The sequence below is a fragment of the Segatella copri genome (genome assembly GCF_002224675.1).
GTDB classification, from domain to species: domain Bacteria; phylum Bacteroidota; class Bacteroidia; order Bacteroidales; family Bacteroidaceae; genus Prevotella; species Prevotella copri_U.
Window position 1 is genome coordinate 59,748 of record NZ_NMPZ01000006.1, and the last position, 24,438, is coordinate 84,185.

Annotated in this window: 22 protein-coding genes; 9 read left to right on the plus strand and 13 right to left on the minus strand. The window is 47.5% G+C overall.

What is annotated here, in order from left to right; translation table 11 throughout:
* Window positions 1–24: 24 nt before the first annotated feature.
* The 4 genes from CFT61_RS05085 to CFT61_RS05100 form a co-directional block, all read right to left on the minus strand.
* Entirely contained in the window at window positions 25–489 is a 465-nt protein-coding gene (locus CFT61_RS05085) for a Fur family transcriptional regulator (RefSeq protein ID WP_089543384.1), read from the minus strand.
* A 176-nt stretch (window positions 490–665) separates the two neighbouring features.
* A complete protein-coding gene (locus CFT61_RS05090; protein ID WP_089543385.1) occupies window positions 666–1,340 on the minus strand; it encodes a Maf family nucleotide pyrophosphatase in 675 nt (224 codons plus the stop codon).
* A 48-nt stretch (window positions 1,341–1,388) separates the two neighbouring features.
* A complete protein-coding gene (locus CFT61_RS05095) occupies window positions 1,389–1,907 on the minus strand; it encodes a KdsC family phosphatase (protein ID WP_089543386.1) in 519 nt (172 codons plus the stop codon).
* Window positions 1,908–1,948: 41 nt separating this feature from the next.
* A complete protein-coding gene (locus CFT61_RS05100; protein ID WP_089543387.1) occupies window positions 1,949–2,764 on the minus strand; it encodes a Rossmann-like and DUF2520 domain-containing protein in 816 nt (271 codons plus the stop codon).
* 131 nt (window positions 2,765–2,895) lie between these two features.
* On the opposite strand from CFT61_RS05100, the gene CFT61_RS05105 reads away from it, so the two are divergent.
* Window positions 2,896–3,906, plus strand: a complete 1,011-nt coding sequence (locus CFT61_RS05105; protein WP_254918863.1) for a GNAT family N-acetyltransferase — start codon at window positions 2,896–2,898, stop codon at window positions 3,904–3,906.
* Here CFT61_RS05105 and CFT61_RS05110 read toward each other — a convergent pair.
* On the minus strand, window positions 3,903–4,523 hold the full coding sequence (locus CFT61_RS05110) for a TetR/AcrR family transcriptional regulator (RefSeq protein ID WP_176425505.1): 621 nt from the start codon (window positions 4,521–4,523) through the stop codon (window positions 3,903–3,905). The two genes, CFT61_RS05105 and CFT61_RS05110, sit on opposite strands and share 4 nt — an antisense overlap.
* 213 nt (window positions 4,524–4,736) lie before the next feature.
* On the opposite strand from CFT61_RS05110, the gene CFT61_RS05115 reads away from it, so the two are divergent.
* The 5 genes from CFT61_RS05115 to CFT61_RS05135 all read left to right on the plus strand — a co-directional run bounded on the left by CFT61_RS05115 (window position 4,737) and on the right by CFT61_RS05135 (window position 12,405).
* Complete coding sequence (locus CFT61_RS05115; protein ID WP_089543390.1) at window positions 4,737–7,025, plus strand: NADP-dependent malic enzyme; 2,289 nt, start codon at window positions 4,737–4,739, stop codon at window positions 7,023–7,025.
* A gap of 696 nt (window positions 7,026–7,721) precedes the next feature.
* Window positions 7,722–8,039 (plus strand): 50S ribosomal protein L21, encoded by a 318-nt coding sequence (rplU, locus tag CFT61_RS05120; RefSeq protein WP_089543391.1) that lies wholly within the window; start codon window positions 7,722–7,724, stop codon window positions 8,037–8,039.
* Between the two features lie 19 nt (window positions 8,040–8,058).
* On the plus strand, window positions 8,059–8,349 hold the full coding sequence (gene rpmA / locus CFT61_RS05125) for a 50S ribosomal protein L27 (RefSeq protein WP_006848684.1): 291 nt from the start codon (window positions 8,059–8,061) through the stop codon (window positions 8,347–8,349).
* 213 nt (window positions 8,350–8,562) lie between these two features.
* Window positions 8,563–9,855 carry a serine--tRNA ligase gene (gene serS, locus CFT61_RS05130; RefSeq protein ID WP_022109697.1) on the plus strand — a complete coding sequence of 431 codons (1,293 nt, stop codon included), beginning with the start codon at window positions 8,563–8,565 and terminating at the stop codon, window positions 9,853–9,855.
* A gap of 204 nt (window positions 9,856–10,059) precedes the next feature.
* Window positions 10,060–12,405, plus strand: coding sequence for a bifunctional dihydroorotate dehydrogenase B NAD binding subunit/NADPH-dependent glutamate synthase (locus tag CFT61_RS05135; RefSeq protein ID WP_089543392.1), 2,346 nt, complete (start codon window positions 10,060–10,062; stop codon window positions 12,403–12,405).
* 103 nt (window positions 12,406–12,508) lie between these two features.
* Here CFT61_RS05135 and CFT61_RS05140 read toward each other — a convergent pair whose 3' ends face one another.
* The 5 genes from CFT61_RS05140 to mazG all read right to left on the minus strand — a co-directional run bounded on the left by CFT61_RS05140 (window position 12,509) and on the right by mazG (window position 17,149).
* Window positions 12,509–13,987 (minus strand): outer membrane beta-barrel protein, encoded by a 1,479-nt coding sequence (locus CFT61_RS05140; RefSeq protein ID WP_089543393.1) that lies wholly within the window; start codon window positions 13,985–13,987, stop codon window positions 12,509–12,511.
* The gene (locus tag CFT61_RS05145) at window positions 13,980–14,534 is read right to left on the minus strand and encodes an RNA polymerase sigma factor (RefSeq protein ID WP_089543394.1); all 555 of its coding nucleotides are present in this window, start codon (window positions 14,532–14,534) and stop codon (window positions 13,980–13,982) included. The genes CFT61_RS05140 and CFT61_RS05145 overlap by 8 nt, the downstream gene beginning before the upstream one ends.
* Window positions 14,535–14,618: 84 nt before the next feature.
* A complete protein-coding gene (locus CFT61_RS05150) occupies window positions 14,619–15,533 on the minus strand; it encodes a ribonuclease Z (RefSeq protein ID WP_089543395.1) in 915 nt (304 codons plus the stop codon).
* Between the two features lie 26 nt (window positions 15,534–15,559).
* Window positions 15,560–16,120, minus strand: a complete 561-nt coding sequence (locus tag CFT61_RS05155; protein ID WP_089543396.1) for a hypothetical protein — start codon at window positions 16,118–16,120, stop codon at window positions 15,560–15,562.
* 69 nt (window positions 16,121–16,189) lie between these two features.
* Complete coding sequence (gene mazG, locus CFT61_RS05160; RefSeq protein WP_089543397.1) at window positions 16,190–17,149, minus strand: nucleoside triphosphate pyrophosphohydrolase; 960 nt, start codon at window positions 17,147–17,149, stop codon at window positions 16,190–16,192.
* A gap of 157 nt (window positions 17,150–17,306) precedes the next feature.
* On the opposite strand from mazG, the gene CFT61_RS05165 reads away from it, so the two are divergent.
* The 3 genes from CFT61_RS05165 to CFT61_RS16865 all read left to right on the plus strand — a co-directional run bounded on the left by CFT61_RS05165 (window position 17,307) and on the right by CFT61_RS16865 (window position 22,763).
* Window positions 17,307–19,988 (plus strand): valine--tRNA ligase, encoded by a 2,682-nt coding sequence (locus CFT61_RS05165; RefSeq protein WP_089543398.1) that lies wholly within the window; start codon window positions 17,307–17,309, stop codon window positions 19,986–19,988.
* A gap of 120 nt (window positions 19,989–20,108) precedes the next feature.
* The gene (locus CFT61_RS05170) at window positions 20,109–21,383 is read left to right on the plus strand and encodes a clostripain-related cysteine peptidase (RefSeq protein WP_089543399.1); all 1,275 of its coding nucleotides are present in this window, start codon (window positions 20,109–20,111) and stop codon (window positions 21,381–21,383) included.
* 390 nt (window positions 21,384–21,773) lie between these two features.
* Window positions 21,774–22,763, plus strand: coding sequence for a GYF domain-containing protein (locus CFT61_RS16865; RefSeq protein ID WP_176425506.1), 990 nt, complete (start codon window positions 21,774–21,776; stop codon window positions 22,761–22,763).
* Between the two features lie 97 nt (window positions 22,764–22,860).
* Here CFT61_RS16865 and CFT61_RS05185 read toward each other — a convergent pair whose 3' ends face one another.
* From CFT61_RS05185 to CFT61_RS05195, 3 genes are all read right to left on the minus strand, one after another.
* Window positions 22,861–23,277: a DUF5675 family protein gene (locus CFT61_RS05185; RefSeq protein ID WP_089543401.1), complete on the minus strand. Its 417-nt coding sequence runs from the start codon at window positions 23,275–23,277 to the stop codon at window positions 22,861–22,863.
* Window positions 23,278–23,543: 266 nt separating this feature from the next.
* Window positions 23,544–23,798, minus strand: a complete 255-nt coding sequence (locus tag CFT61_RS05190) for a DUF4248 domain-containing protein (protein ID WP_089543402.1) — start codon at window positions 23,796–23,798, stop codon at window positions 23,544–23,546.
* Window positions 23,799–23,881: 83 nt separating this feature from the next.
* The gene (locus tag CFT61_RS05195) at window positions 23,882–24,322 is read right to left on the minus strand and encodes an N-acetylmuramoyl-L-alanine amidase (protein WP_089543403.1); all 441 of its coding nucleotides are present in this window, start codon (window positions 24,320–24,322) and stop codon (window positions 23,882–23,884) included.
* Window positions 24,323–24,438: the final 116 nt, after the last annotated feature.

Consider the following 24,438-nt stretch of genomic DNA (forward strand, 5'->3'; position numbering starts at 1 on the left):
TTCTATAAAATATAGTTATTTTTATTACTTATCGTTTTTCTTGCGTGTAAGCTTTGCCTGGCATGTACTGCATACGCCGTAAATATAGAGGGCGAAAGTATCCTTTCGGAAACGCTGCAGCTTGAGGTCATTCACTGCTGCCGTAACAGCCGGCACATTGATCTCCGTTACCTGCCCACACACGCTACACACCTGATGGATATGGCTATCATTGTAATAGCACGCCTCGTATTTGGTACCATCCACCAGACTGTGTCTCATCACGAGCCTCAGCTCGATGAAGAGATGCATTGTATTATAGAGCGTAGCTCTGCTCACCCGGAAGTTTCTCTTCGTGAGCTCAGCATCCAGCTCTTCAAGAGTGAAGTGCCCATCAATGCTATAAACCGCATCCAGAACTGCATATCTTTCCGGGGTCTTGCGGTGATGATTGCACTCCAAATATGTGTCCAAGATTTCACGAACCTTGGCTTTATTTTTCTCAGTCATAATCCTTGTTAGTTACATAAAACGCACAAAGATACTCATAATTCCGGACATAAGGGCATATTTAAATTTAAAAAAACTAAATTGCCCTATTTTTGATGATTTTCCTGCTGTTTCTTCACCAATCTGATGGCTGTTTAGGGATTATTGATGCAAATTGCCACAAAAGCCCCGACCAATTACTCTGCTAATTTAAGCATTTCAGCATAGATGCGCTGCACTGGCAAACCCATCACGTTGTAGTAACTGCCCTTGAGTCCGGTACATCCGATGTAACCTATCCATTCCTGGATGCCATAGGCACCCGCCTTATCGAATGGTTTGTAATGAGTGATATAATAATTAATCTCCCATTCTTCAAATTCCTTGAAACTTACTTCCGTACATACCGAGAACTTGCGCTGTTCTTTCTTCGTAGTAAGACATACGCCCGTAACCACATGGTGAGTCTTGCCGCTCAACATCTTAAGCATGCGAACCGCATCATCGGCATTCTGCGGCTTTCCGAGAATGATTCCCTTACCCTCCTGATCGTTCTGTTCATCGGCAGCAGGAGCAATCACTACGGTATCCGCTGTAAGAATGAGCAAATCATCGGAGGAGGATTTGCCTGAAGATTTTTCTGAAGTAGAATCTTCAGAAGCCTCTTCAGAAGCCTCATCTCCATCCAATAAAGAGCGATAAGCATCCGCTTTCTTCTGGGCAATATACTCAGCCACATCGTATGCATCCAAATCTTCAGGATAGCTTTCATCAATACCACGCAATACCTTCACCTCGAAATTAACATCCAATCCTGCCAACAACTCCCTGCGGCGTGGCGAATTGCTCGCCAAAATAATCTTATACTTCATCTGTTTTTTACCATACTGAACTTGCGAAAGTTCAAATTACTAATTCATTTACCATCCAAACGCCTTGGCATTGGAAAGCCAATGCCCCTTGGCACGAAGCACCTGCTCTACAATATCCCTGCCCACTCCTTCGCCACCATTGGCAGAAGAGACATAGCAGGAAATCTCCTTGATATCAGAGCAGGCATCGGCTGGGCAGCACGGGCAGCCACAACGACGCATTACCTCGTAATCCGGGATATCATCACCCACATAGATGATTTCCTCATCAGAAAGCTGATACTTCTCCAGAAAAGCATCATAGGTATTGATTTTCACAGCACATCCCATATAGATATCCTGCACGCCCAATCCCTCATATCGCTTGCGGATAGCCTCGGTAGTTCCGCCCGTAAGGATGACGATGCGCACACCCACCTTCTGAGCCAACTGAATTGCATAGCCATCCTTGATATTCACGGTGCGAAGAGGTTCACCCGTACTGGCAAGCGTAATGGTCTGGCGGGAAAGCACGCCATCCACATCAAATACAATTGCCTTTATCTTCTTCAAATCGTAATTAATCATACTTGAAAACTTTTTCTATTTAGTAATCAGACACTTGAACTCTATTCCTTGATACTTAGCTTATGAATACTCATGCTCATTCTGTCATAGATATCCTTCATCTGCGGATTCGACTTGAGCAGAGCTCCCTGCGCCCGAAGCACATTCTCATCATACCTTACAGCCGGCCCCGTCTGTGCATCTTTCGGATCCAACTCGTGCACCTTCGCAGCCGTCTCGTCTATCAACGGAAGCATCACATCAAATGGTATTCCGTGCTCCTCCAGGATTTCCCGACTCAAGGCATAGCAATGATTCACGAAATTGCAGGCAAAGACGGCAGAGAGATGCAGGTACTTGCGGTCTTCACTCGCCAGATGATACACCCTACTGCTCACCTGATGCGCCACATCACCGATCAGCTGCAAGGCATGCTCATCATTCGCCTCGATAAAACAAGGTATCTGAGAGAAATCCACCTCACGCTGCTTGGAGAAAGTCTGCATCGGATAAAGCACACCATAATGTAAAGCCATTCCCTGGAAAACATCCATCGGGATAGAGCCTGCCGTATGCAGAAAAACCTTGGTCTCCTTTCCTTTGCAGAGAACAGGAATCAACTCTACAATAGCACTATCCTTCACCGAAACGACGTACAGATCTGCATCTGAGCGAACATCTGATATATCCGAAACAGGCTGTGCGCCCACCTCGGAAGCCAGAGCCGTAGCCGATTGCATCGTGCGGCTGAACACCTGCACCACATCATGACCTGCGGCAAATATCGCCTTCCCCAAATGAGTGGCAAGATTGCCAGCACCAATCAATATCACCTTCATATCTTTTTCTTTTTCAATCTTATTTTTACCTGAAGCCATCAAGCCGCTTTACGCAAGCCATCAGGCCATTTTTACCTAAACAATCCTTGATAATGTGCAAAAATACTAAAAAAGAGCCACACAATGGAAGAAAACTTGTTTTTTTATAATTAATTTATTATTTTTGCAATGTGAAAAGAATAGAAGTAAGAATATATTCGGAAAACGAGGAGCTGCCCCATCTGCTGGAGGGCAACTTCTTCCATAGCTTGGAACTCTTCCAGATAGGTGAAAAAGTACCAAGCGATACCCCCATTATGGCTGTAGCTACCCAGGAAGGAAGAGTAGTCGGACAAATGCTAGCCATGATACACCGCCGCCATATCCTTATTCCACCTTTTATATATATACATGCCCACGTGCACGGAGAAGGAGCCTATCTGGATGAAGAAACCGCCGAAGCCACCTTCCCTACTCTTCTGCATGCGATGACCCGCGAACTCACCCGCCGCCATACCCTCTACATCGAATTTTCAGAGATACAGAAAAAGATGTTCGGCTACCGACATTTCCGTCGCACGGGCTACTTCCCTGTGGCTTGGCAGGAAATATACAATTCACTACACAGCAAGACACCGGAAGAGCGTCTCACCGACAAGGCTAAAATGCAAATTGAAGCAGCAGAAAGAAAAGGATTGAAATGCCATAGCACTTCTGACGAAAACGAAGTGGGAAAATTCTATCAACTCTATAGAAACTTCTACAAGATGAAACCTCGCCGCTATGTGCCACCAAGAGAATACTTTGAGCAAATAAGCAAAAGCAGCGAAGCAAAGGTCTTTGTGACAACCTACGACAAGAAACGCCTGGGTATCAAGAAAGCATCTTACGAAAACAAGATACTGGGCGGATGCACCCTGGCCTTCTGCGACAACGATGCCTATCTGTGGCACCTGGCATCGCTCAGGAAAAGCTACCGATATCTGCATCCCGATGCCCTGACCGTCTGGCACGCCATCCAATACGCCCACCAAAGGGGCTTCAAGCACCTGCACTTTATGGATGTAGGCTTACCTTGGAAGCGAAATCCGTATAGAGAATTCATTCGCAGCTTCGGAGGCAAGCCCGTGGCAAAATACCGCTGGTTCAGATGCAACATCGGCATCATCAACAGACTGATGAAATGGATATACAAGCTTTAAAGCTGTCCGATTGCCTTATCCAGCAATTCGAGACCGCGATCGGTACAGAAACCACGAATCATAATGAGAGTGAAATTATCGAAGAGCTCCTGCATCGTAAATCTCTTATAGAGCTGCTGATGCATCATCTCTGACATACAGATTCTCGAAGACTCATAAACCACCTCGAAATTTACATCCTTGCGGAAGTATCCCTCATCTACACCAGCCTGGAAGAAGCGCATGCTATCATCATATTCCTTATCATGCTCCTCTTTCAGGAACTTCAGGATGCGGGGCATTCTATGAATCTCCTCATAGAAAACTACCCCCACCTGCTGGTTACGCTCCATCTGAAGGCGATAGATATAGCCAATCACATCCATTACATTACGTGCGTGCGCAAGAGCATACTCTTCAACGCGGGCCTTGTATTCTGCCCGCTCTATCTTCATTCCTGCAAGCAGCAGTTCCTCCTTGTCGCCGAAGATCTCATACACCGTACGCTTCGACACACGGAGTCCACGAGAAATCTCATCCATCTTCACCGCCTTTACGCCGCGCTGATGAAACTCTTTCATGGCATAAGCTATGATCTTATCGCGCAATTCCTTTCTATATTGATTAATTTCTGCCATATCTCTTATTTTAATGGTTTGTTGCATATCCGATTCTGCCAACTCCATATTGCAAAACCGCATCCTTTAAATAATTTTTGTGCAAAGATACAAAAAAAATAAAAATCCATCTTTTTTTAATAAGTTTTTTATTACCTTTGCACAATCTTTAAGATAAAACGCATTTTTTGCGAAAAACAGAAAGAAATAGAATCATTAAACCAATACATTGTTATGGTAAAAATCACAAAAGAGGCGGCTCTCGAATACCACGAAGCAGGCCGTCCTGGTAAGATTGAGGTTAAACCAACAAAACCTTATCACACACAAACGGACTTGAGTTTGGCGTATTCACCAGGCGTAGCTTTCCCATGCTTGGAGATTCAGCAAAACCCAGACGAAGTTTACAAATACACAGACAAGGGTAACCTGGTAGCTGTGATCAGCAATGGTACTGCTGTGCTCGGACTCGGCGACATCGGCGCGATGAGCGGTAAGCCAGTAATGGAAGGTAAAGGATTGCTGTTCAAGATTTATGGTGGAGTGGATGTCTTCGACATCGAAATCGACGAGAAAGATCCAGAGAAATTCTGCGAGACCGTAGAGAAAATCGCACCTACCTTCGGTGGTATCAACCTGGAGGATATCAAGGCGCCTCAGTGCTTCTACATCGAAGAGCGTCTGAAGAAGACCCTCGACATCCCTGTGATGCATGATGACCAGCATGGTACTGCCATCATCTCAGCTGCAGGTTTGAAGAATGCCCTCGAAGTAGCCGGCAAGAACATTGCCGACGTGAAGATTGTGGTTAACGGTGCCGGAGCTGCAGCCATCAGCTGTACCAAGCTCTACGTTGCCCTCGGTGCACAGGTGAAGAACATCGTCATGCTCGACTCTAAGGGTGTAATTACAAGCGACCGTGAGAACCTGACAGAGCAGAAGAAGTTGTTCGCTACCGACCGCCGTGATGTTCACACACTCGAAGAGGCTGTGAAGGGTGCCGATGTATTCGTAGGACTCAGCAAGGGTAACGTACTCTCTAAGGATATGATCCGCTCTATGGCTGACAGCCCTATCGTATTCGCACTCGCCAACCCTGTTCCAGAGATCAGTTACGAGGATGCTATGGACAGCCGTCCAGACGTATTGATGTCAACAGGCCGTTCCGACTATCCAAACCAGATTAACAATGTTATCGGTTTCCCATATATCTTCCGTGGTGCACTCGACGTTCACGCCCGTGCCATCAACGAGGAGATGAAGATGGCTGCCGTTCACGCCATCGCCGACCTGGCTAAGCAGCCTGTGCCAGACGTAGTGAACGACGTATATCACGTAAACGACCTCACATTCGGTCCTAAGTACTTCATTCCAAAGCCAGTTGACCCACGCTTGATCACAGAGGTATCTGCAGCAGTAGCCAAGGCAGCAATGGAAAGCGGCGTAGCTCGCACCCCTATCAAAGACTGGGAGAAGTATAAGCAGGAGTTGCGCCAGTTGCTCGGTCAGGAGACCAAACTCACCCGCAAGCTCCACGATACAGCCCGCCTCCACCCACAGCGCGTAGTATTCGCAGAGGGCGGTAACCCAACCATGCTGAAGGCTGCAGTCCAGGCAAAGAACGAGGGTATCTGCGAGCCTATCCTGTTGGGCAACCCTGACCGTCTGAACCGTGTGGCAAGCCGATTGAAGCTCGACCTCTCAAACATCGAGATTGTAGATATGCGTGCCGACAACGAGCAGGGTCGCCGTGCCAAGTTTGCCAAGCACCTGGCAGAGAAACGTGCCCGCGAGGGTTACAGCTTCGAAGAGGCTTACGATAAGATGTACGAGCGCAACTACTTCGGCATGTCTATGGTTGAGCAGGGTGATGCTGATGCATTCATCACTGGTCTCTACACCAAGTACAGCAATACCATCAAGGTAGCCAAGGACGTTATCGGCATCCGTGATGAGTACAAGACATTCGGAACCATGCACATCCTCAACACTCAGAAGGGCGTATATTACATCGCAGATACACTGATCAACCGTCACCCAGACGAGGATGTCCTGACCGATATCGCCAAGTTGTCTGCCGGCACCGTGAAGTTCTTCAACGAGGAGCCAGTAATGGCTATGTTGAGCTACTCTAACTTCGGTACAGACGCCATCGGTTCTCCTGTAAAGGTAAAGAAGGCAGTGGCAGAGATGCAGAAGGAGTTCCCAGACCTCGCCATCGATGGCGAGATGCAGGTAAACTATGCACTCAACAAGGATCTCCGCGATGAGAAGTATCCATTCTCACGTCTCAAGGGCAAGGATGTGAATACTTTGGTATTCCCTAACCTGAGCAGTGCAAATGGTGCATACAAGCTTCTCCAGGGATTGAACCCAGAGGCAGAAATCATTGGTCCTATCCAGATGGGATTGAACAAGCCTATCCACTTCACTGACTCAGAGAGCAGTGTACAGGATATCGTAAACATCACAGCCGTAGCTGTAATCGATGCTTACGTAGAGAAGATCAAGAATCAGAAATAACCTCTTAAATAAGAGTTATTAAATATCGGAAATTATGCTAGTAATAGCAAAAGATTGATTATGAATATGTTTAGGGAGGGGCAGAAGCTTGTGAAAGTTTCTGCCCTTTTTTCGTATATAAAGAATCTATACCCAATCTAACAAAAGAAAAAATATCAGTTATCCTATTTGATATGAAGAACCTGCTAAAAAAGCACAAAAGACAGCAAAAAGCAATCGTTTACGCATCAATTTCCGTTAACACTAGTTAAATAATAGAATTGTGCGCCTACACATTTGATATGAGACAAAAAAAGTTTCAAAAAGATTTGGAGATATCAAAAATAAGCCTTACCTTTGCAGCAGTTATCCTGAAAACAATCTTTTCACCTTAAGGAAAACTAATACCTATTGAAGATTTGGAGCGGTAGCCTGTGAAGGTCATCGCTTTTTTGTTTATATCCACTTTTTTGTTAACGACCCTACGTCTTGTACCCACTTTTTGTTAATAACCATGCTTCTTTGTTAATTCTTCCTAAAAGAAGAAAGATTTTCATCCCCCTATTCTCTTATTTCAAAGAAAGTTAGTAATTTTGCACCCCGAATGCTCATGGATTGGGCAAATATTACAGAAAAAGTTAAGTTCGTTGGGGCTCGGTAAAGATCCGGCACGATGCAGGACGCCTCGCGGAAAAACCCGTTTATATAAATAATTAAATGTACGCAATCGTAGAAATTAACGGTCAGCAGTTCAAGGCTGAGGAGGGCAAGAAGCTCTTCGTACATCACATCAAGGATGTTGAGGCAGGTCAGACTGTTGAGTTCGACAAGGTTTTGCTCGTTGACAAGGACGGCGCAATCACTGTCGGTGCACCAGCTGTAGAGGGTGCAAAAGTAGTAGTAGAAGTAGTGAACCCACTCGTAAAGGGTGACAAGGTTATCGTCTTCAAGATGAAGCGCCGCAAGGACTATCGCAAGAAGAACGGTCACCGTGCACAGTTCACTGAGGTATCAATCAAATCTGTAATCGCTTAAAATTAGGAGGAATTAGAAAATGGCACATAAGAAAGGTGTTGGTAGTTCTAAGAACGGCCGTGAATCAGCTTCACAAAGATTAGGCGTTAAGATCTGGGGTGGTCAGAGCATCATCGCAGGTAACATCATCGTTCGCCAGCGTGGTAACAAGCACTTCCCAGGTGAGAACGTAGCTCAGGGTAAGGATGATACATTGTATGCTTTGGCAGACGGTATCGTTTACTTCCACAAGGGCCGCAAGGACAAGAGTACAGTTTCTGTTCTCTCTCCAGAGGTTTACGCTGAGAAGACTAAGAAAGCTGACGCTTAAATTTTAAAGTTTTAGAAAAAACTATTCCAAACAAACAACATAGAAGCCTGCTCATACCTAGAGCAGGCTTTCTTCGTTTAACCCCCATAAAAACCACGAAAAAACTTTAATTCTACCCTTCTCTGCAAAAAAGTTGGCATTTTTTTGCGCTATCACAAATATTTTTTGTAATTTTGCCTTCAAATAGGAAAATTAATATAAAAAAGAAATATTATGCTTACACTTAAACTCATCAGTGAAGAAACTGAACGTGTAGTTAAAGGTCTCGAAAAGAAGCATTTTCCAAATGCTCGTGAGGCAGTAGAGAAAGTTTTGGAGTACGACAAGATTCGTCGCGAAGCTCAGCAGAAGTTGGATAACAACAAGCAGCAGGCTAATCAGTTTGCCAAGCAGATTGGTGCCTTGATGAAGGAAGGCAAGAAAGAGGAAGCTGAGAGCGCTAAGGCTCAGGTAGCTATGCTCAAGGCTGATGCCAAGGCTCTGGAAGAGATTATGGAGAAGGCTCAGAACGATATGACCAACCAGTTGCTCGAAATCCCTAACATTCCTTGCGAGCAGGTTCCTGAAGGTAAGGATGCTGCCGACAATGTAGTTGTAAAGGAAGGCGGCGAAAAGCCTAACCTCGGCCCAGACGCTCTCTGCCACTGGGATCTCCTGAAGAAGTACAACCTCGTTGACTTCGACCTCGGTGTGAAGATCACTGGCGCTGGTTTCCCTGTATATATCGGCAAGATGGCTCGCTTCCAGCGTGCTCTTGAGGCATTCTTCCTCGATGAGGCCCGCAAGAGCGGATACCTGGAGATTCAGCCTCCTTACGTAGTTAACGAGGATTCTGGTCGTGGCACAGGTCAGTTGCCAGACAAGGAGGGTCAGATGTATCACGCCAATCTCGACAACCTCTTCCTCATCCCTACTGCCGAGGTTCCTGTAACCAACATCTTCCGCGATGTTATCCTCGATGAGAAGGATCTCCCTATCAAGCGCTGCGCTTACTCTGCCTGCTTCCGTCGTGAGGCTGGTAGCTATGGTAAGGACGTTCGTGGCTTGAACCGTCTGCACCAGTTCGACAAGGTAGAGATTGTACGCATCGATAAGCCAGGCCACTCATACGAGAGCCTGAACGAGATGCTCGACCACGTAGAGGGTCTCTTGAAGAAGCTGGAGTTGCCATACCACATCCTCCGTCTCTGCGGTGGTGATATGAGCTTCACCTCTTCTATCTGCTACGACTTCGAGACATGGAGTGCAGCACAGGGCCGCTGGCTGGAGGTTTCATCAGTATCTAACTTCGAGAGCTACCAGGCTAACCGTCTCCACTGCCGCTACCGCCATGCAGAGGACAAGAAGATTGAGCTTTGCCACACCCTTAACGGTTCTGCTCTCGCCTTGCCACGTATCGTAGCAACCATCCTGGAGAACAACCAGACTCCAGAGGGTATCCGCGTACCTAAGGTATTGGTTCCTTACTGCGGATTCGAGATGCTCGATGACAAGAACTTCGATTAATTCGACAAGAATCGATTAATTCGACAAGAACTTCGATTTATTCGATAAAATTTAAATAAAACATATTGTACGAGGATAACTTCGGCTACCCCATAAAGGCGGCCGCAGTTATCCTTTTGCATTTTATATACCATGAGCAAACATCAAGACAACTAATAAGAAATAGAAACACAGATAGTATTCAACATAAAAAGTTAATAGCCCATGAACAAGATTATCAAGAAAATACAATACTCTGAAAAGGTATTCCGTTTCGATGTGGAAGCTCCACTCATCGCCAAGAGCCGCAAGGCTGGCAACTTCGTCATCATCCGTGTAGATAACAACAGCGAGCGCATGCCGCTGACCATCGCCGATGCCGACATCGAGAAAGGCACCATCACGCTGGTTGTACAGAAGGTAGGACTTTCTTCTACCAAGCTTTGCGCCCTGAACGAGGGCGATGAGATTCACGACGTGGTGGGACCACTCGGCAACCCTACCCACATCGAGAACTTCGGTACCGTGATCTGTGCAGGTGGTGGTGTAGGTGTGGCTCCAATGCTCCCTATCATCAAGGCACTGAAAGCTGCAGGCAACCGAGTGCTCAGCGTGATTGCTGGTAGAAGCAAGGACCTCGTCATCATGGAAGATGAGGTGCGTGCATCCAGCGACGAACTCATCATCATGACCGATGACGGAAGCTACGGCGAGAAAGGCGTAGTAACCGTGGGCATCGAAAAGCTCATCAACCAGGAACATATAGATAAGGTGTTCGCCATCGGTCCTCCTATCATGATGAAGTTCTGCTGCCTCCTTACCCAGAAATATAATCTTTCTACTGATGTATCGCTTAATACCATCATGGTAGATGGTACCGGTATGTGCGGTGCCTGCCGTCTCACCATCGGCGGCAAGACCAAGTTTGTCTGCATCGATGGTCCGGAGTTTGATGGCGCCCAGGTAGATTGGGATGAGATGTTCAAGCGTATGGGCACCTTCAAGGATGTAGAGCGCGAGGAAATGGAGCACTTCGAGGAGCATCTGGCTACAGTGGATGCAGGGAAGAAGAAGGAGACTACAGACATTACGATGGATGTGGAGCCTACCGATGCACCAATAGAAGAACTGACAGACCGTAACGCAGAGTGGCGCAAGGAGTTACGTGCATCGATGAAAGCAAAGGAACGCACCGCTATCGAGCGCGTCAAGATGCCAGAGCTGGACCCAGTATATCGTGCAACTACCCGCACCGAGGAAGTGAACATCGGTTTGACCAAGGAGATGGCTTTGACAGAGGCAAAGCGCTGTCTCGACTGTCCGAAGCCTACCTGTATGGAGGGCTGCCCAGTGAGCATCAACATCCCATCCTTCATCAAGAACATCGAGCGTGGGCAGTTCCTTGCCGCAGCCAAGGTTCTGAAGAACACCTCTGCCCTCCCAGCCGTTTGTGGTCGTGTTTGTCCTCAGGAGAAACAGTGCGAGAGCAAGTGCGTACATCTCAAGATGAACGAGCCAGCCGTAGCCATCGGTTATCTGGAGCGCTTTGCTGCCGACTACGAGCGTCAGAGTGGCAACATCTCTGTGCCTGAGTGCGATGAGGCAAACGGCATCAAGGTGGCGGTAGTGGGTTCAGGTCCTTCCGGCTTGAGCTTTGCTGGCGATATGGCGAAGAAGGGATTCGACGTCACCGTGTTCGAGGCTCTGCACGAGATTGGCGGTGTATTGAAATATGGTATTCCAGAGTTCCGATTGCCAAATGCCATCGTGGATGTAGAGATAGAGAATCTCCAGAAGATGGGCGTGAAGTTCATTACCGACTGCATCGTGGGCAAGACTATCTCCGTGAAGAATTTGGAAGAACAGGGATTCAAGGGATTCTTCGTTGGTTCGGGAGCCGGACTTCCTAACTTCATGAATATCCCTGGCGAGAACGCCTTGAACATCATGTCATCCAACGAGTATCTTACCCGTGTGAACCTGATGGATGCAGCCAACCCTCATACCGACACCCCTATCAACCTGGGTAAGAAGGTGGTTGTTGTAGGTGGCGGAAACACTGCAATGGACAGCTGCCGCACCGCCAAGCGTCTGGGAGCCGAGGTAACATTGGTTTATCGCCGTTCGGAGGCAGAGATGCCAGCCCGACTTGAGGAGGTGAAACATGCCAAGGAAGAAGGCATCAACTTCATGACCTTACATAATCCAAAGGAATATGAGGCGGATGAGAAGGGCGCAGTAAAGGCTGTGGTCTTGGATGTGATGCAGCTCGGTGAGCCTGATGCCAGCGGCCGTCGCCGTCCGGAAGCTACAGGCGAGACCATCACTTTGGAGTGCGACCAGGTAATCGTAGCTGTTGGCGTAAGCCCTAACCCTCTCGTTCCTCAGAGCATCGAGGGATTGGAACTCGGCAGAAAGAATACGATTGCCGTAAATGACCAGATGCAGAGCTCTATTGAGGAAATCTATGCTGGCGGCGACATCGTAAGAGGTGGTGCCACCGTGATTCTCGCAATGGGAGATGGCAGAAAGGCTGCACTCAATATGAGTGAGAAGCTTTTGAAGAAATAGTATATTACATAAAAAACCGAAAAAAGGCAGGTTGCAAATTAGCAATCTGCCTTTTTCGTTATTCATTACTCTCCAAAAAGATGGGAGTAATTGATACTATATACTATAGATTGAATCTCAAACCGAACTGGAGATTGAAATTCAACTTCTTATCCTTGAAGGTATTTTCCACATGGCTCCCGTTATCGAAATAATATTTAGCACCCGGTTCGATATACAGACCCACCTTTGGTGTGATGTCATACTGCGCACCGAGCGAAGCCTTTCCAGAGAACTGCACTCTGTCTCGCTTGGCATTCTCTTTCTTTACACCCTCTTCTTCGGTATCATTCTTCACATTGTAATCAGCCTCAGCACCAGCCATCACATAAGCATGGAAGCCTCCACTCTGCCAGAATTCATAATTCAATCCCACCGGAATACCCACATAATGAAGCACCTGATGAACATTGTAGCTACTACCTGGTGCGTATGGATAAAAATCAGAAGAAGTGCGTGTATATACCATACCCGTACTCAAAGACAGACGAGGGGCAATACCAAAGGCTACCTGCAAACCAACAGATACTGGAGCATGATGCTTGGCATTCACCTGCTGTTTTCTTTGAATCGCCTTATAGGATGCCAAGAGATATTCTTCTCCATATATGCCTCCAGCCGTCGGATCAGGGATGACACCCGGCATCGGTTCTGCCATCGTTCCATAGCTAAAATCATTATAGCCTCCAGACGCGTCGGAATTCACACCGCCCAGACTTGGCGTCAGGTTTTCGGCATAGAGTTGCATCGACCAGCCAGAAACCTCCTCATTTTTTTCAAAATGATAAGACTGAGAAGCATACGCTGCCGCATGATGATCGGTAGAGCGGGTTAAGGCCTTATAATCGGATTTCTCTGCAAGCAAAGAGATTTCATTCTCAGATTCTTCCTTAAGAACATCATCACTCGTCTTCTTTTGGGATGCAGCGGATTGCAAATCCGCTGAAACAACGAGGGATGGAGCGGGTTGAGATGCTGCGGATTGCAAATCCGCTGAAACTGCGTGGGATGGAACGGATTGAGATGCAGCGGATTGCAAATCCGCTGAAACTGCGTGGGATGGAGCTGGTTGAGATGCTGCGGATTGCAAATCCGCTGAAACAACGTGAGATGGAGCTGGCTGGGATGCAGCGGATTGCAAATCCGCTGAAACAACGTGGGATGGAGCTGGTTGAGATGCAGCCAATTGCAGATTACCCTTTTCTACATCCTCCTGGTGCAGATAAACATAGCTTCCACCTATTCCCAATAATGCCACGGCTGCTGCAGCCGCAGACCATCGCTTGAAATAGACTATCCTGGCATTCTTTTTAGCCTCTGAACTGTCGTGTAAAACCCTGGCATCCTTTTTAGCCTCTGAACCAACGTTTGAATCAGCAGATTCTGAGCTTTCTGAAGCTATCGTCTGTGGATTCGACGAAACAGATTCTATATTATTCTGAGCAAGCGATTGTTCAATGCCTGCCCACAAGTCGTGGCTGACAGACTCCTGATAGCCTGCCAACTGGTCTTGAAGTTTGCTTGTCCAATCTTGATTACTCATATTCTTTCTCGTTTATATTATTTAGATATTCATTTATTTTCTTTGCCAGAAACTTCTTGGCTCTTAGATATTGCGAAGCAGAGGTACTCTCCTTGATGCCCAGCAGATCAGCAATCTCCTTATGGCTCCTTTGCTCAAACACAAACATGTTCAGAACCAGTCGATAGCCCTCGGGCAATTCACCGATCATCTTCGTCAATACGGCAGGCGGCACCCGTTCTACCTCCGGTTCGTCGTCACTCACATCTTCCGGAACTTCATCCACGAAAGTGATGCGACTCTGCCTTCGGGTAAAGCTGATAGCCTCATTTGCCACAATCCGGAGAAACCACGCCTTCAGCGAACCTTCGCCCCTGTACTCGAAGTTGGCAATACCAGAGAAAAGTTTCACAAAACTATCCTGCACCACATCCTCCGCATCATCACGTAAAGGGACATACCTCAGCGCTACCGCCATGGCATATCCTACGTAGCGGTCGTAGAGCCGGTGCATCGCCGCCCGACTGCCGCCTTTGATGTCGTGCAAAAGTAGTTTTTCAGATTCCAATTTTCTCTATCTTTTATGTATTAAACGAATATCAACACAAAACCTTGCACCAAAAAACAAACTTTTTTTGATGCAAGGTTGTTTTTATACCGAGATAACCATTCCCTCATTGGTGAGATAGCTTTCCTCGAAAACCTCTTTGGCTTCTTTCAGCAGAACCGTCTCATCATTATATCTCGCACTATAATGTCCCAGGAGCAACTTGCCTACCCCGGCAGCCTTTGCCACCATCGCAGCCTGCTTCGCCGTACTATGGTTGTAGATCTTAGCCCGGTCTTCCTGCTCCGAAGTATAAGTACTTTCATGATAAAGCACCGTAACCCCCTTCACCTTTTCCCAGAGATTCGGAATATATCGGGTATCACTCATATAGGCATAACTGCGAGGCGGGTCGGCAGGTGTCACCAGACGGGCATTCGGAATCACCTCGCCCTCCTCGTTGGTCCAGTCAGCCCCATTCTTGATGTTGTTGATCTGACTGATTGGGATGCCGTAGTAATCTATCATATCCCTCTTGATATGAGGCAGCGTAGGCTTCTCTCTGAAGATATAGCCGCAGCATGGCAGACGATGTTTCAGAGGCACCGTCTCCACCGACAGAGAATGATCTTCGTAGATAATCTGCTGTTTCTCCGTATCCACCGGAATCATCTCCATCTCATACTCCATCGTCTGCATAAAGAATTCTACCTGTTGTTTAAACAGAGGAGCATAATCCTTTGGAGCATAAACTCTTAACTTAGATGTACGTCCGAGCATTCCGAGCGTAGAAAGCAAGCCCATCAATCCGAAACAATGATCGCCATGCATGTGGGTGATGAAGATGGCATTGAGCTTGGAGAAATGGATATGGGAACGACGGAACTGCATCTGTGCACCCTCGCCACAATCTATCATATAGCACTTTCCCCGCATCTCTATGAGCTGCGAGGAAGCATTGTGTTTCAGGGTTGGCAGCGCACTGCCACACCCCAGTATATGTATCTTAAATGGTTCCAACTTAATCTAAAATTTAGAATGACAATTTACTCCTGGCGCTTGAAGACATAGATGCCCTGGGTATTCTCCAGCATCAAGCTGTCAGAGCCCAGTTTATCGATGGCAAAGGTATCCTTGTTGAGCAGGAGCTTTCCGTTCAGGATTTTCCATGAAGTCCAAGGATTGGTCTCAGCCTTCACATTGTTTTTTACCTCTCCACCTTCCAGCAAGTCGAAGTTCTTGTCGAGTGAAGTCCACTTGCCCAGGAGTGAAGTAAGATTGATGATTTTCTGTGCCATCATCTCTCCATCCTGTGCCTTGTAACCGATAAGAGCGATGCGGTCGCCTGCCAGCAAACCACCCAGCACGATGTCTGGCTGCTCATCATCGATAAAGACTGAGAGCGTATCTCCCTCATCAGAAATCAGCTCCAGATTGTGCATAGATGTACCCTCACCACAAACACCGTAGATGGTTGAATCATCGGCAACCTCCTCCAGATCAAGGGAATCTGTAGGAGTGATTACCTGTGCGGTTTTCTTATCCTTGCAGCTATTGGCAGCAAAGAGTACCACCAAAGCCATCATCATATAAACTAATCTTTTCATAATCCTTATAGTTTTTGTTGTTATAAAAACGTTTTATCTTGTTTATCATGAAGCTCCTCCTATTGAAGCTTACGATTCTTTCTGAAGTCTTTCCTGTTTCTTGGCTTCATCCCACAGTTTATCCATCTCTTCCAAACTCATGTCTTTCAGATTCTTACCCTGCTTGAGCGAATGATCTTCTACATAGTTGAAACGGCGGATAAACTTCTGGTTTGTCTTCTCCAGTGCATTGTCCGGATTGAGCTTGTAGAGACGGGCTGCATTGATGACGGAGAAGAGGAAATCGCCGAGTTCCTGGGTAGAGTTTTCCTTGTCGTCCTTGGCAAGTTCTGCCTTGAGTTCTTCCAGTTCTTCGTGTACCTTGTCCCATACATCCTCCTTCTCCTTCCAGTCGAAGCCCACGTTTCGTGCCTTGTCCTGAATGCGATAGGCCTTGATAAGGGATGGCAGGGAATTTGGCACACCGCTCAGAACGCGCTCGTTGCCATCTTTCTCCTGCTGCTTGATCTGCTCCCAGGTTTTCTCTACCGAGGCTGCATTCTTGGGTTTGCTGGCACCAAGAGCCAGGGTTTCTTCCGAGCTTCCCGCCTCAGCCTTCCCGGTTGCAGATTCTGCCTTCCCGGCTTCTGCTTTTTCAGACTCCTTATATACCACCTGTCCCTCATCATTGATATACATATCAGGATTCGCCACAGTCCATTCGCCCTCCTCCTTCCAGTTGATGAAAGGATGGCGGAACATCAGTTTATCAGCTTCCTGATTGCAGACATCGCAGATATCGAACTCGCCGTCTTCTCTGCCGATGATGCTATAGAACATCACGTGCTCCAGCACATCGCCCAGCTCCTTCTTGATATCCTTGTAATCGCGCTTCATCAAGGCGTCACAAAGCTCGAAAGTCTCCTCGATGGTATTCGGACGAAGACTCTCAAATGTCTGCTTCTTATCCCATGGACACTGCAGGCGCAAACGGTCCTGCACATCCAGCAAGCGGCTGAACGCCGCTAACTTTTCTTCTTTCGTATGCATTGTTTTAATTTCTACTTTTTACTGCATTACAAACCATCGTTTTGTGCAAAAATTAATAATTTTGATGCAAAGATAGCATTTTTCGCTCAAAAATTCGTATCTTTGCACCGTTTTTTAAGGAAAAAGAAAGAAAAAGAATAAAAATTAGATAGAAACAATGGAATTAGCAAGTAAATACGATCCACAAGCAGTGGAAAGTAAATGGTATCAGTACTGGCTCGACAACAAGCTTTTCAGCTCTAAGCCAGATGGTCGTGAACCTTATACGGTGGTTATCCCTCCACCAAACGTAACAGGTGTGCTCCACATGGGACACATGCTCAACAATACTATCCAGGATATTCTCGTTCGCCGTGCACGCATGGAGGGCAAGAACGCTTGCTGGGTACCAGGTACCGACCACGCCAGTATCGCTACCGAGGCTAAGGTGGTTAACCGCCTCGCACAGCAGGGTATCAAGAAGACTGACCTTACTCGCGATGAGTTCCTCAAGCACGCTTGGGACTGGACTCACGAGCACGGCGGCATCATCCTCAAGCAGCTCCGCAAGCTCGGTGCCAGCTGCGACTGGGACCGCACAGCCTTCACCATGGACGAGACCCGCTCTCGTGCCGTAATCCACGTTTTCTGCGACCTCTACAAGAAGGGTCTCATCTATCGTGGCGTGCGCATGGTCAACTGGGACCCTAAGGCCCAGACTGCACTCTCTGACGAGGAGGTTATCTACAAGGACGAGCACTCTAAGCTCTACCACTTGAAGTATTATGTAGTAGAGCAGGACTGCCAGCAGGTGGACGAGGAGAACGTGATGCACAAGGATGAGAAGGGCTACTATGCAGTGGTAGCAACAACCCGTCCTGAAACCATCATGGGCGACTCTGCCATGTGTATCAACCCAGAGGATAAGAAGAATACCTGGCTGAAGGGTAAGCACGTGATCGTGCCTCTCGTAAACCGCGAGATTCCTGTTATCGAGGATACATACGTAGATATCGAGTTCGGTACCGGATGTCTGAAGGTAACTCCAGCTCACGATATCAACGACCACGCCCTCGGTTTGAAGCACGGTTTGGAAACCATCGACATCTTCAACGACAACGGTACCATCAGCGAGGCAGCAGGTCTCTATGTAGGTATGGACCGCATGGACGTGCGCAAGCAGATTTCCATCGATCTTCAGAACGCCGGTCTGATGGAGAAGATTGAGGACTATAATAATAAGGTGGGCTTCTCTGAGCGTACCAATGTGCCTATCGAGCCAAAGCTCTCTACACAGTGGTTCCTCAAGATGCAGCACTTTGCCGACATCGCCCTCCCTCCAGTAATGGACGACGACATCGAGTTCTATCCTAAGAAGTATAAGAACACCTATCGCCACTGGTTGGAGAACATCAAGGACTGGTGTATCAGCCGTCAGCTCTGGTGGGGTCACCGTATCCCAGCCTACTACTTCGACAATGCCGGCAAGAAGGATTTCGTGGTAGCTGAGACTGCTGAGGAGGCTCTGAAGCTCGCCCAGGAGAAGAACGCCAGCATCAAGGCTGAGGATCTTGAGCAGGAGAGCGACTGCCTCGACACCTGGTTCTCTTCATGGCTGTGGCCTATCTCTCTGTTTGATGGCATCGAGAATCCAGACAACGAGGAGATCAACTACTACTACCCTACTTCCGACCTCGTAACAGGTCCGGATATCATCTTCTTCTGGGTAGCACGTATGATCATGGCTGGCTACGAGTATCGTGGCAAGATGCCATTCAAGCACGTATATTTCACAGGTATCGTCCGCGACAAGCTGGGCCGCAAGATGAGCAAGAGTCTCGGTAACTCACCAGACCCATTGGATCTGATTGACAAGTTTGGTGCCGACGGTGTTCGTATGGGTATGATGCTCAGCGCTCCAGCCGGCAACGACATCCTCTTCGACGAGAGCCTCTGCGAGCAGGGACGTAACTTCAACAATAAGATCTGGAATGCCTTCCGCCTCGTGAAGGGTTGGGAGACTGCAGATATCGAGCAGCCTAAGAGTGCAGAAATCGCCGTGAAGTGGTTTGATGCCAAGCTCAAGGAGGTGAACGAGGAGATGCAGAAGCAGTTCAAGGACTACCGTATCTCTGAGGCATTGATGACTGTATATAAGCTGTTCTGGGATGAGTTCTCATCTTGGTACCTGGAGATGGTGAAGCCAGCTTACGGCCAGCCTATCGACCAGAAGAGCTACGATGCTACCCTCCGTTTCTTCGATGCCCTCCTGAAGATGTTGCATCCATTCATGCCATTCATCACCGAGGAGTTGTGGCAGCACATCTACGACCGCAAGGATGGCGAGAGCATCATGCGCGAGAAGCTGGAGATTCCTGCACCTACAGCCGAGGAGCAGAAGTTGGCAGCCGACATTGAGGCAGTGAAGCAGATTATCGCCGGTGTTCGTACCGTTCGCAACCAGAAGAACATTGCCCAGAAGGAGCAGTTGTCTCTCCAGGTAGTAGGCAAGAACGATTTCGAGGCTTACAACGACGTAACTCTGAAGATGGCAAACCTCGACAAGATTGAGGTCATCGCTGAGAAGAGTGCCGATGCATCCAGCTTCATGGTAGGCACCGACGAGTTTGCCGTACCATTGGGCGACCTCATCGACGTGGCAGCCGAGATCGAGAAGGCAGAGGCTCAGCTCAAGCACCTGGAGGGCTTCCTGATTGGTGTACGCAAGAAGCTCAGCAATGAAAACTTCGTAGCTCACGCTCCTGAGAAGGTAGTAGCCCTGGAGCGCAAGAAGGAGAGCGACTCTGTAGAGAAGATTGCTGCCCTCAAGGCAACCATCGAGGAGCTCAAGAAGAAGTAACAGATTCTTTTTATATATGTTGAATGTTGAGTGTAGAATGATGAATGTGGAATCAGACGGATGAATTCGTCAGCCATTCTGCAACTCAGCATTCAGCATTCAACATTCAACTTTTTTATTATGATCAAGAAGCTTTTCACCTTATTTATATGTATGTTTTCGTTCGCCATGACTTTCACCAGTTGTAGCGACGAGGCTTTTGATGTGGATAGCGTCAACAAGCAGACCATCCTGGTATATTATCCATGGACAGGCAGTACCACCAGTTCGGGTTTGAAGGAATTCCTTGCAAACAACATCGACAGCATCTGCCAGGGTATCGTAGCCAAGAAAGGACTCAGTGACTCACGTGTGATGGTATTTTTCAGCGAGAAATACAACAAGAGCACACTCTACGATCTGCAGTACGATGCCGCCAGCAGGAAGGTGAACCGTGTGCACGTAAAGACCTACGAGGACAACAGCTATTGCACGGCAGAGGGATTCGCCAACCTTCTCAATGAGGTGAAGCAAAATGCCGAGGCACTCAACTATGCCCTCATCATCGGAGTACATGGTTCCGGATGGACCTATGCAGAAGATTGGGTGAATTATCCGAACTATGCCCGTCCTGGCTTCGGAAGCACAGCCACAGCCGGCAAGCCATCCAGTACATTCAGTGGCATACAGTTTGGCAGCGACCCAGACCATCCAGTCACCCGCTTCTTCGGAAGTGTAAATTCCAAGAGTTATGCCATGGACATCCCAACCCTGGCAGAAGGAATCAGACAGAGCGGAATGAAGATGCAATACATTCTCTTCGATGCCTGCTATATGGGAAATGTGGAGACTGCCTACGAACTGAAGGATGTCACCAACTATCTCATCAGTTCGAGCAGCGAGGTGATGGGTATGGGCATTCCATACCGAAGCATCTGGAGCATGCTCAATTCCGCAACGCCCAACTATTCCGGCATCGTGAACGGTATTGTCAACTTCTACAAATCCAGCGACGTACCTTATTGCAACATGGCAGCCATCAACTGTCGCGAGATGGATAACCTGGCTAGCGTAATGAAGGAAATCAACAGCAAATATACGCTCGATTCCTCCATTCCTCTAGAAACAATCCAACCTCTCGACGGCTTCACTCCCAACCTGTTTTATGACATGTCGGTATATGTAGATAGTCTCAAGCCAAGCGGTTACCTGAAAGACCAGTTTGCCGCCCAGATAAAGAAAACCATCAAGGAGGCAGCTCATACCGATGAGGCAATTACCATGCTGAAGGACTCGTATAGAGGAACCATCTTCCAGGTGAAAAGCTATTGCGGTCTTTCCATCTCCGACCCGAGCCAGCACAGTGTAGCCCTCAAGGGAAGAGAGAAGACAGGATGGTGGAAGGCAACCCACTAATACCTGAAGCAGCACGCCCTGAAAGGGCAAAAGCTCCTAGCCCAGGGCAACGTCCTGGGAATTATGGACGCAAGCGTGCCGCCCTGAAAGGGCAAAAGCTCCTAGCCCAGGGCATCGCCCTGGGTATAATAGCAGTTTACAAGACGCCCTGTAAGGGCAAAAGCTTTCAAATACCTGGCAATATACAAAGCTTTTGCCCTTACAGGGCGACAGGTTTGCGTCCATAAATACCCAGGGCGATGCCCTGGGCTAGGAGCTTCTGCCCTTTCAGGGCGTGTGGGGCTTACTTGCAAAGAAAGATTGAGTACTCATAAAGAGGAACTTACTTGCAAAGAAAGGTTAAGTACTAATAAAGTTGAATGTTAACATTTAAAAATTAAAAGGACAAAGATGGAATTTTTTATAATCGATCGTAATGGACAGCAGGCAGGTCCTTTCAGTTTCGACCAACTCGTACAGAAGGGCATCAGTCCCGAAACACTGGTATGGAAGCAGGGTATGGCAGATTGGACTCCAGCCTGGAAGGTAGAGGATCTGAGAGCTGTATTGGAAGCAATAGAAGCCAACCAGAGCAACCAGAATGCCCAAAAGCAAGAAGGAGTTCAGCAAGGTTTCCCGCAAGGAGCCAACCAGCAGCAGGATTATCAGAAAGCCCAGCAGGAAGCCTATCAGCAGGGATTCCAGCAGGGAGCAGCAATGAATTCGAATTTCCAGCAGCAGCCTAAGAAGAACAAGAAGAAGAGCCATTTCGCGATGAAGATGGTGATAGGTCTCATTATTTTCATCCTTGCCATATTTGCCATAACCAATCCGAGCGCAGATGCTCATAAGGAGAAGGTTCGCACGGAGGCAAGCAAGGCAGTAGAAAAGGCGGTAGGATCTACCGACAACAATTTCTTCTCGCAGGCACTCCGCTCTGTAGCCAAGATGATGGCTGGCAGCATGATGGACGAAGCGATGAACCAGCTTTTCGAATACCACAACTATATCGTTTGCTCTACGGGTTCTGTAGAGTTCAACGGCAAGCCGCATACCGTGAGTTTCGGTATTCTCGGCAACGTCTATACGATGAATGCCGACGATATGGTGAAAGCACTGGAATCAGCCGATAATCTCCATATCGAGGAGTCGGAATCAAATGTATCCTCTGATACTCCTAATATGGATAGCTCAGATTCAGAAGACCAGGCTGACAGCGATGAAGGCAGCTTCAGCACAAAAATGCAGAAGAAACTGGAAGAGAAAGCCAATCAGACTTTCGATAAGGCGGCAGATAAAGTGAGCAAGAAGGTAGAAGAGAAAATCAACCAGAAGCTCGAAGAGACCACCGATTCTTCCAGCATCGAAAAGATAATCGATAAGATCCTGGAGCTATTTTAACGGCATATAAAACAAATCTCCCTATAAGCAGGCGACATACGTCAGGCTTATAGGGAGATTTTTTGGTTAAAATAGCCTATAAATAGCAGCACAGATATCAGGCTACTTCCAGAAAATCGGGAGAGCGGGATATCTTGACCACCACTGCGTGATGGCGCACAAACTGCATGCGAATGCGGGCAATGAGAAGATCATAGCACGCCTCGCTATGAATGAGGAAACCCAGATGGAGACACTCTCCTACGATGATGCAGTGGTTGCGCCAACCGTGAATGCCATTACCCCTGGAGAAGGACACACGGGAATCAACATGGGAGTCAACCCCAGAATCAACATCTGACAGTCTTATATAATAAGGTAATGCCAGCTTGCTGTTGCGCTGCAGGGCATATTCGCCTTCCGGCAGACAATGCACATCCTCCTCCAACGTATCACAAACATGCTGACCATCAATCAGCAATCTACCACTTACGGCATGATGATAACTGCCAAAACGTTCTATAGCTATTTCCATAAACTTTTGATTTTTCCAAACTATTATTTTTTAACCTTAAACCCATCCCCATCTTCTCTCCATATCCGTGTAAATAATATTCAAGGAGGAGAGAAACAGGCAAAAACGCCCGAAAAATGGGGAAAAAAGAGATTGAGAATTTTCCCTTAAGGGTTTTTATTTTTTTCCTTAAGGGAAAATATATTTTTCCTTAAGGGAAACGACAGCTTCTCTTAAGAGATTTTTCTGCCACGTTTAACTTGTAAAGTTATTTACCACTACCAATGCTATACTCCCACTCCATCCGGCTCTCCGAGATAGTAAAAGATATAATCTACCATCTTGGGCGTGAAACTATGCAGCGAAGGTTTATACCCCAATTCCTGCAGTTTGACATAGAGCGGAGTGCAGCGCTTCACCCAATCCATAAACTCATCTCTCGCAGCATGCCCCTTGGAACGGCTGTGAGGACAGTAGAGGTGAGCAAGCTCCTGCTTGCTCATCACTCTACGTTCTACAAAATGTTGCTTGGTAACATTCATCTAGTTTTAATTTTTAGTTAGTAATCTTATCTTCTACAAAGTTACAAAAAAATCGGATAGGGTGTTTCATCTGATTACAAAATTTAATATTTACAATTCAGATGTAACAAGGGCTGGAGCGTGGTGGCATCAAAGCAGGGACACGCCTTCTGCACTCCAGGCAGGTCACGATGCCCCAGAATGGTGCGGATGCCGGGAAACTGTATCTTCAGCTGAACGATCAGCTTCTTCATCGCCTTCTTCTGCTCCCCGGTACGGGTATCCGCCACATAGCCGTTCTCATCCAATCCGCCCTCATAGCAGATTCCGATGGAATGTGCATTCCAGCCACGGGCATGGGCACCCATGCGCTCCAGCGGACGGGTGGCATGTACCTTGCCGTCACGGCTGATGAAGAAATGATAACCGATGTAACGCCAGTGGTTCACCTCCACGTGATCGTGGTAAAGCTGATGCACGGTGTAAGGGTGGTTGCAGCGGGTTGCGCTGCAGTGTACCACAATCATTGTAATTTCTCTAGTCATAAGCTGATGTTTTTAATGTTTCAACACTGCAAAGATAAGACATTCTCCTAACTCCAACTGGCGATAGCCGTCGATTTCCGGCGAAATTCCGCCTACACCGGAATGTTTTATATTTA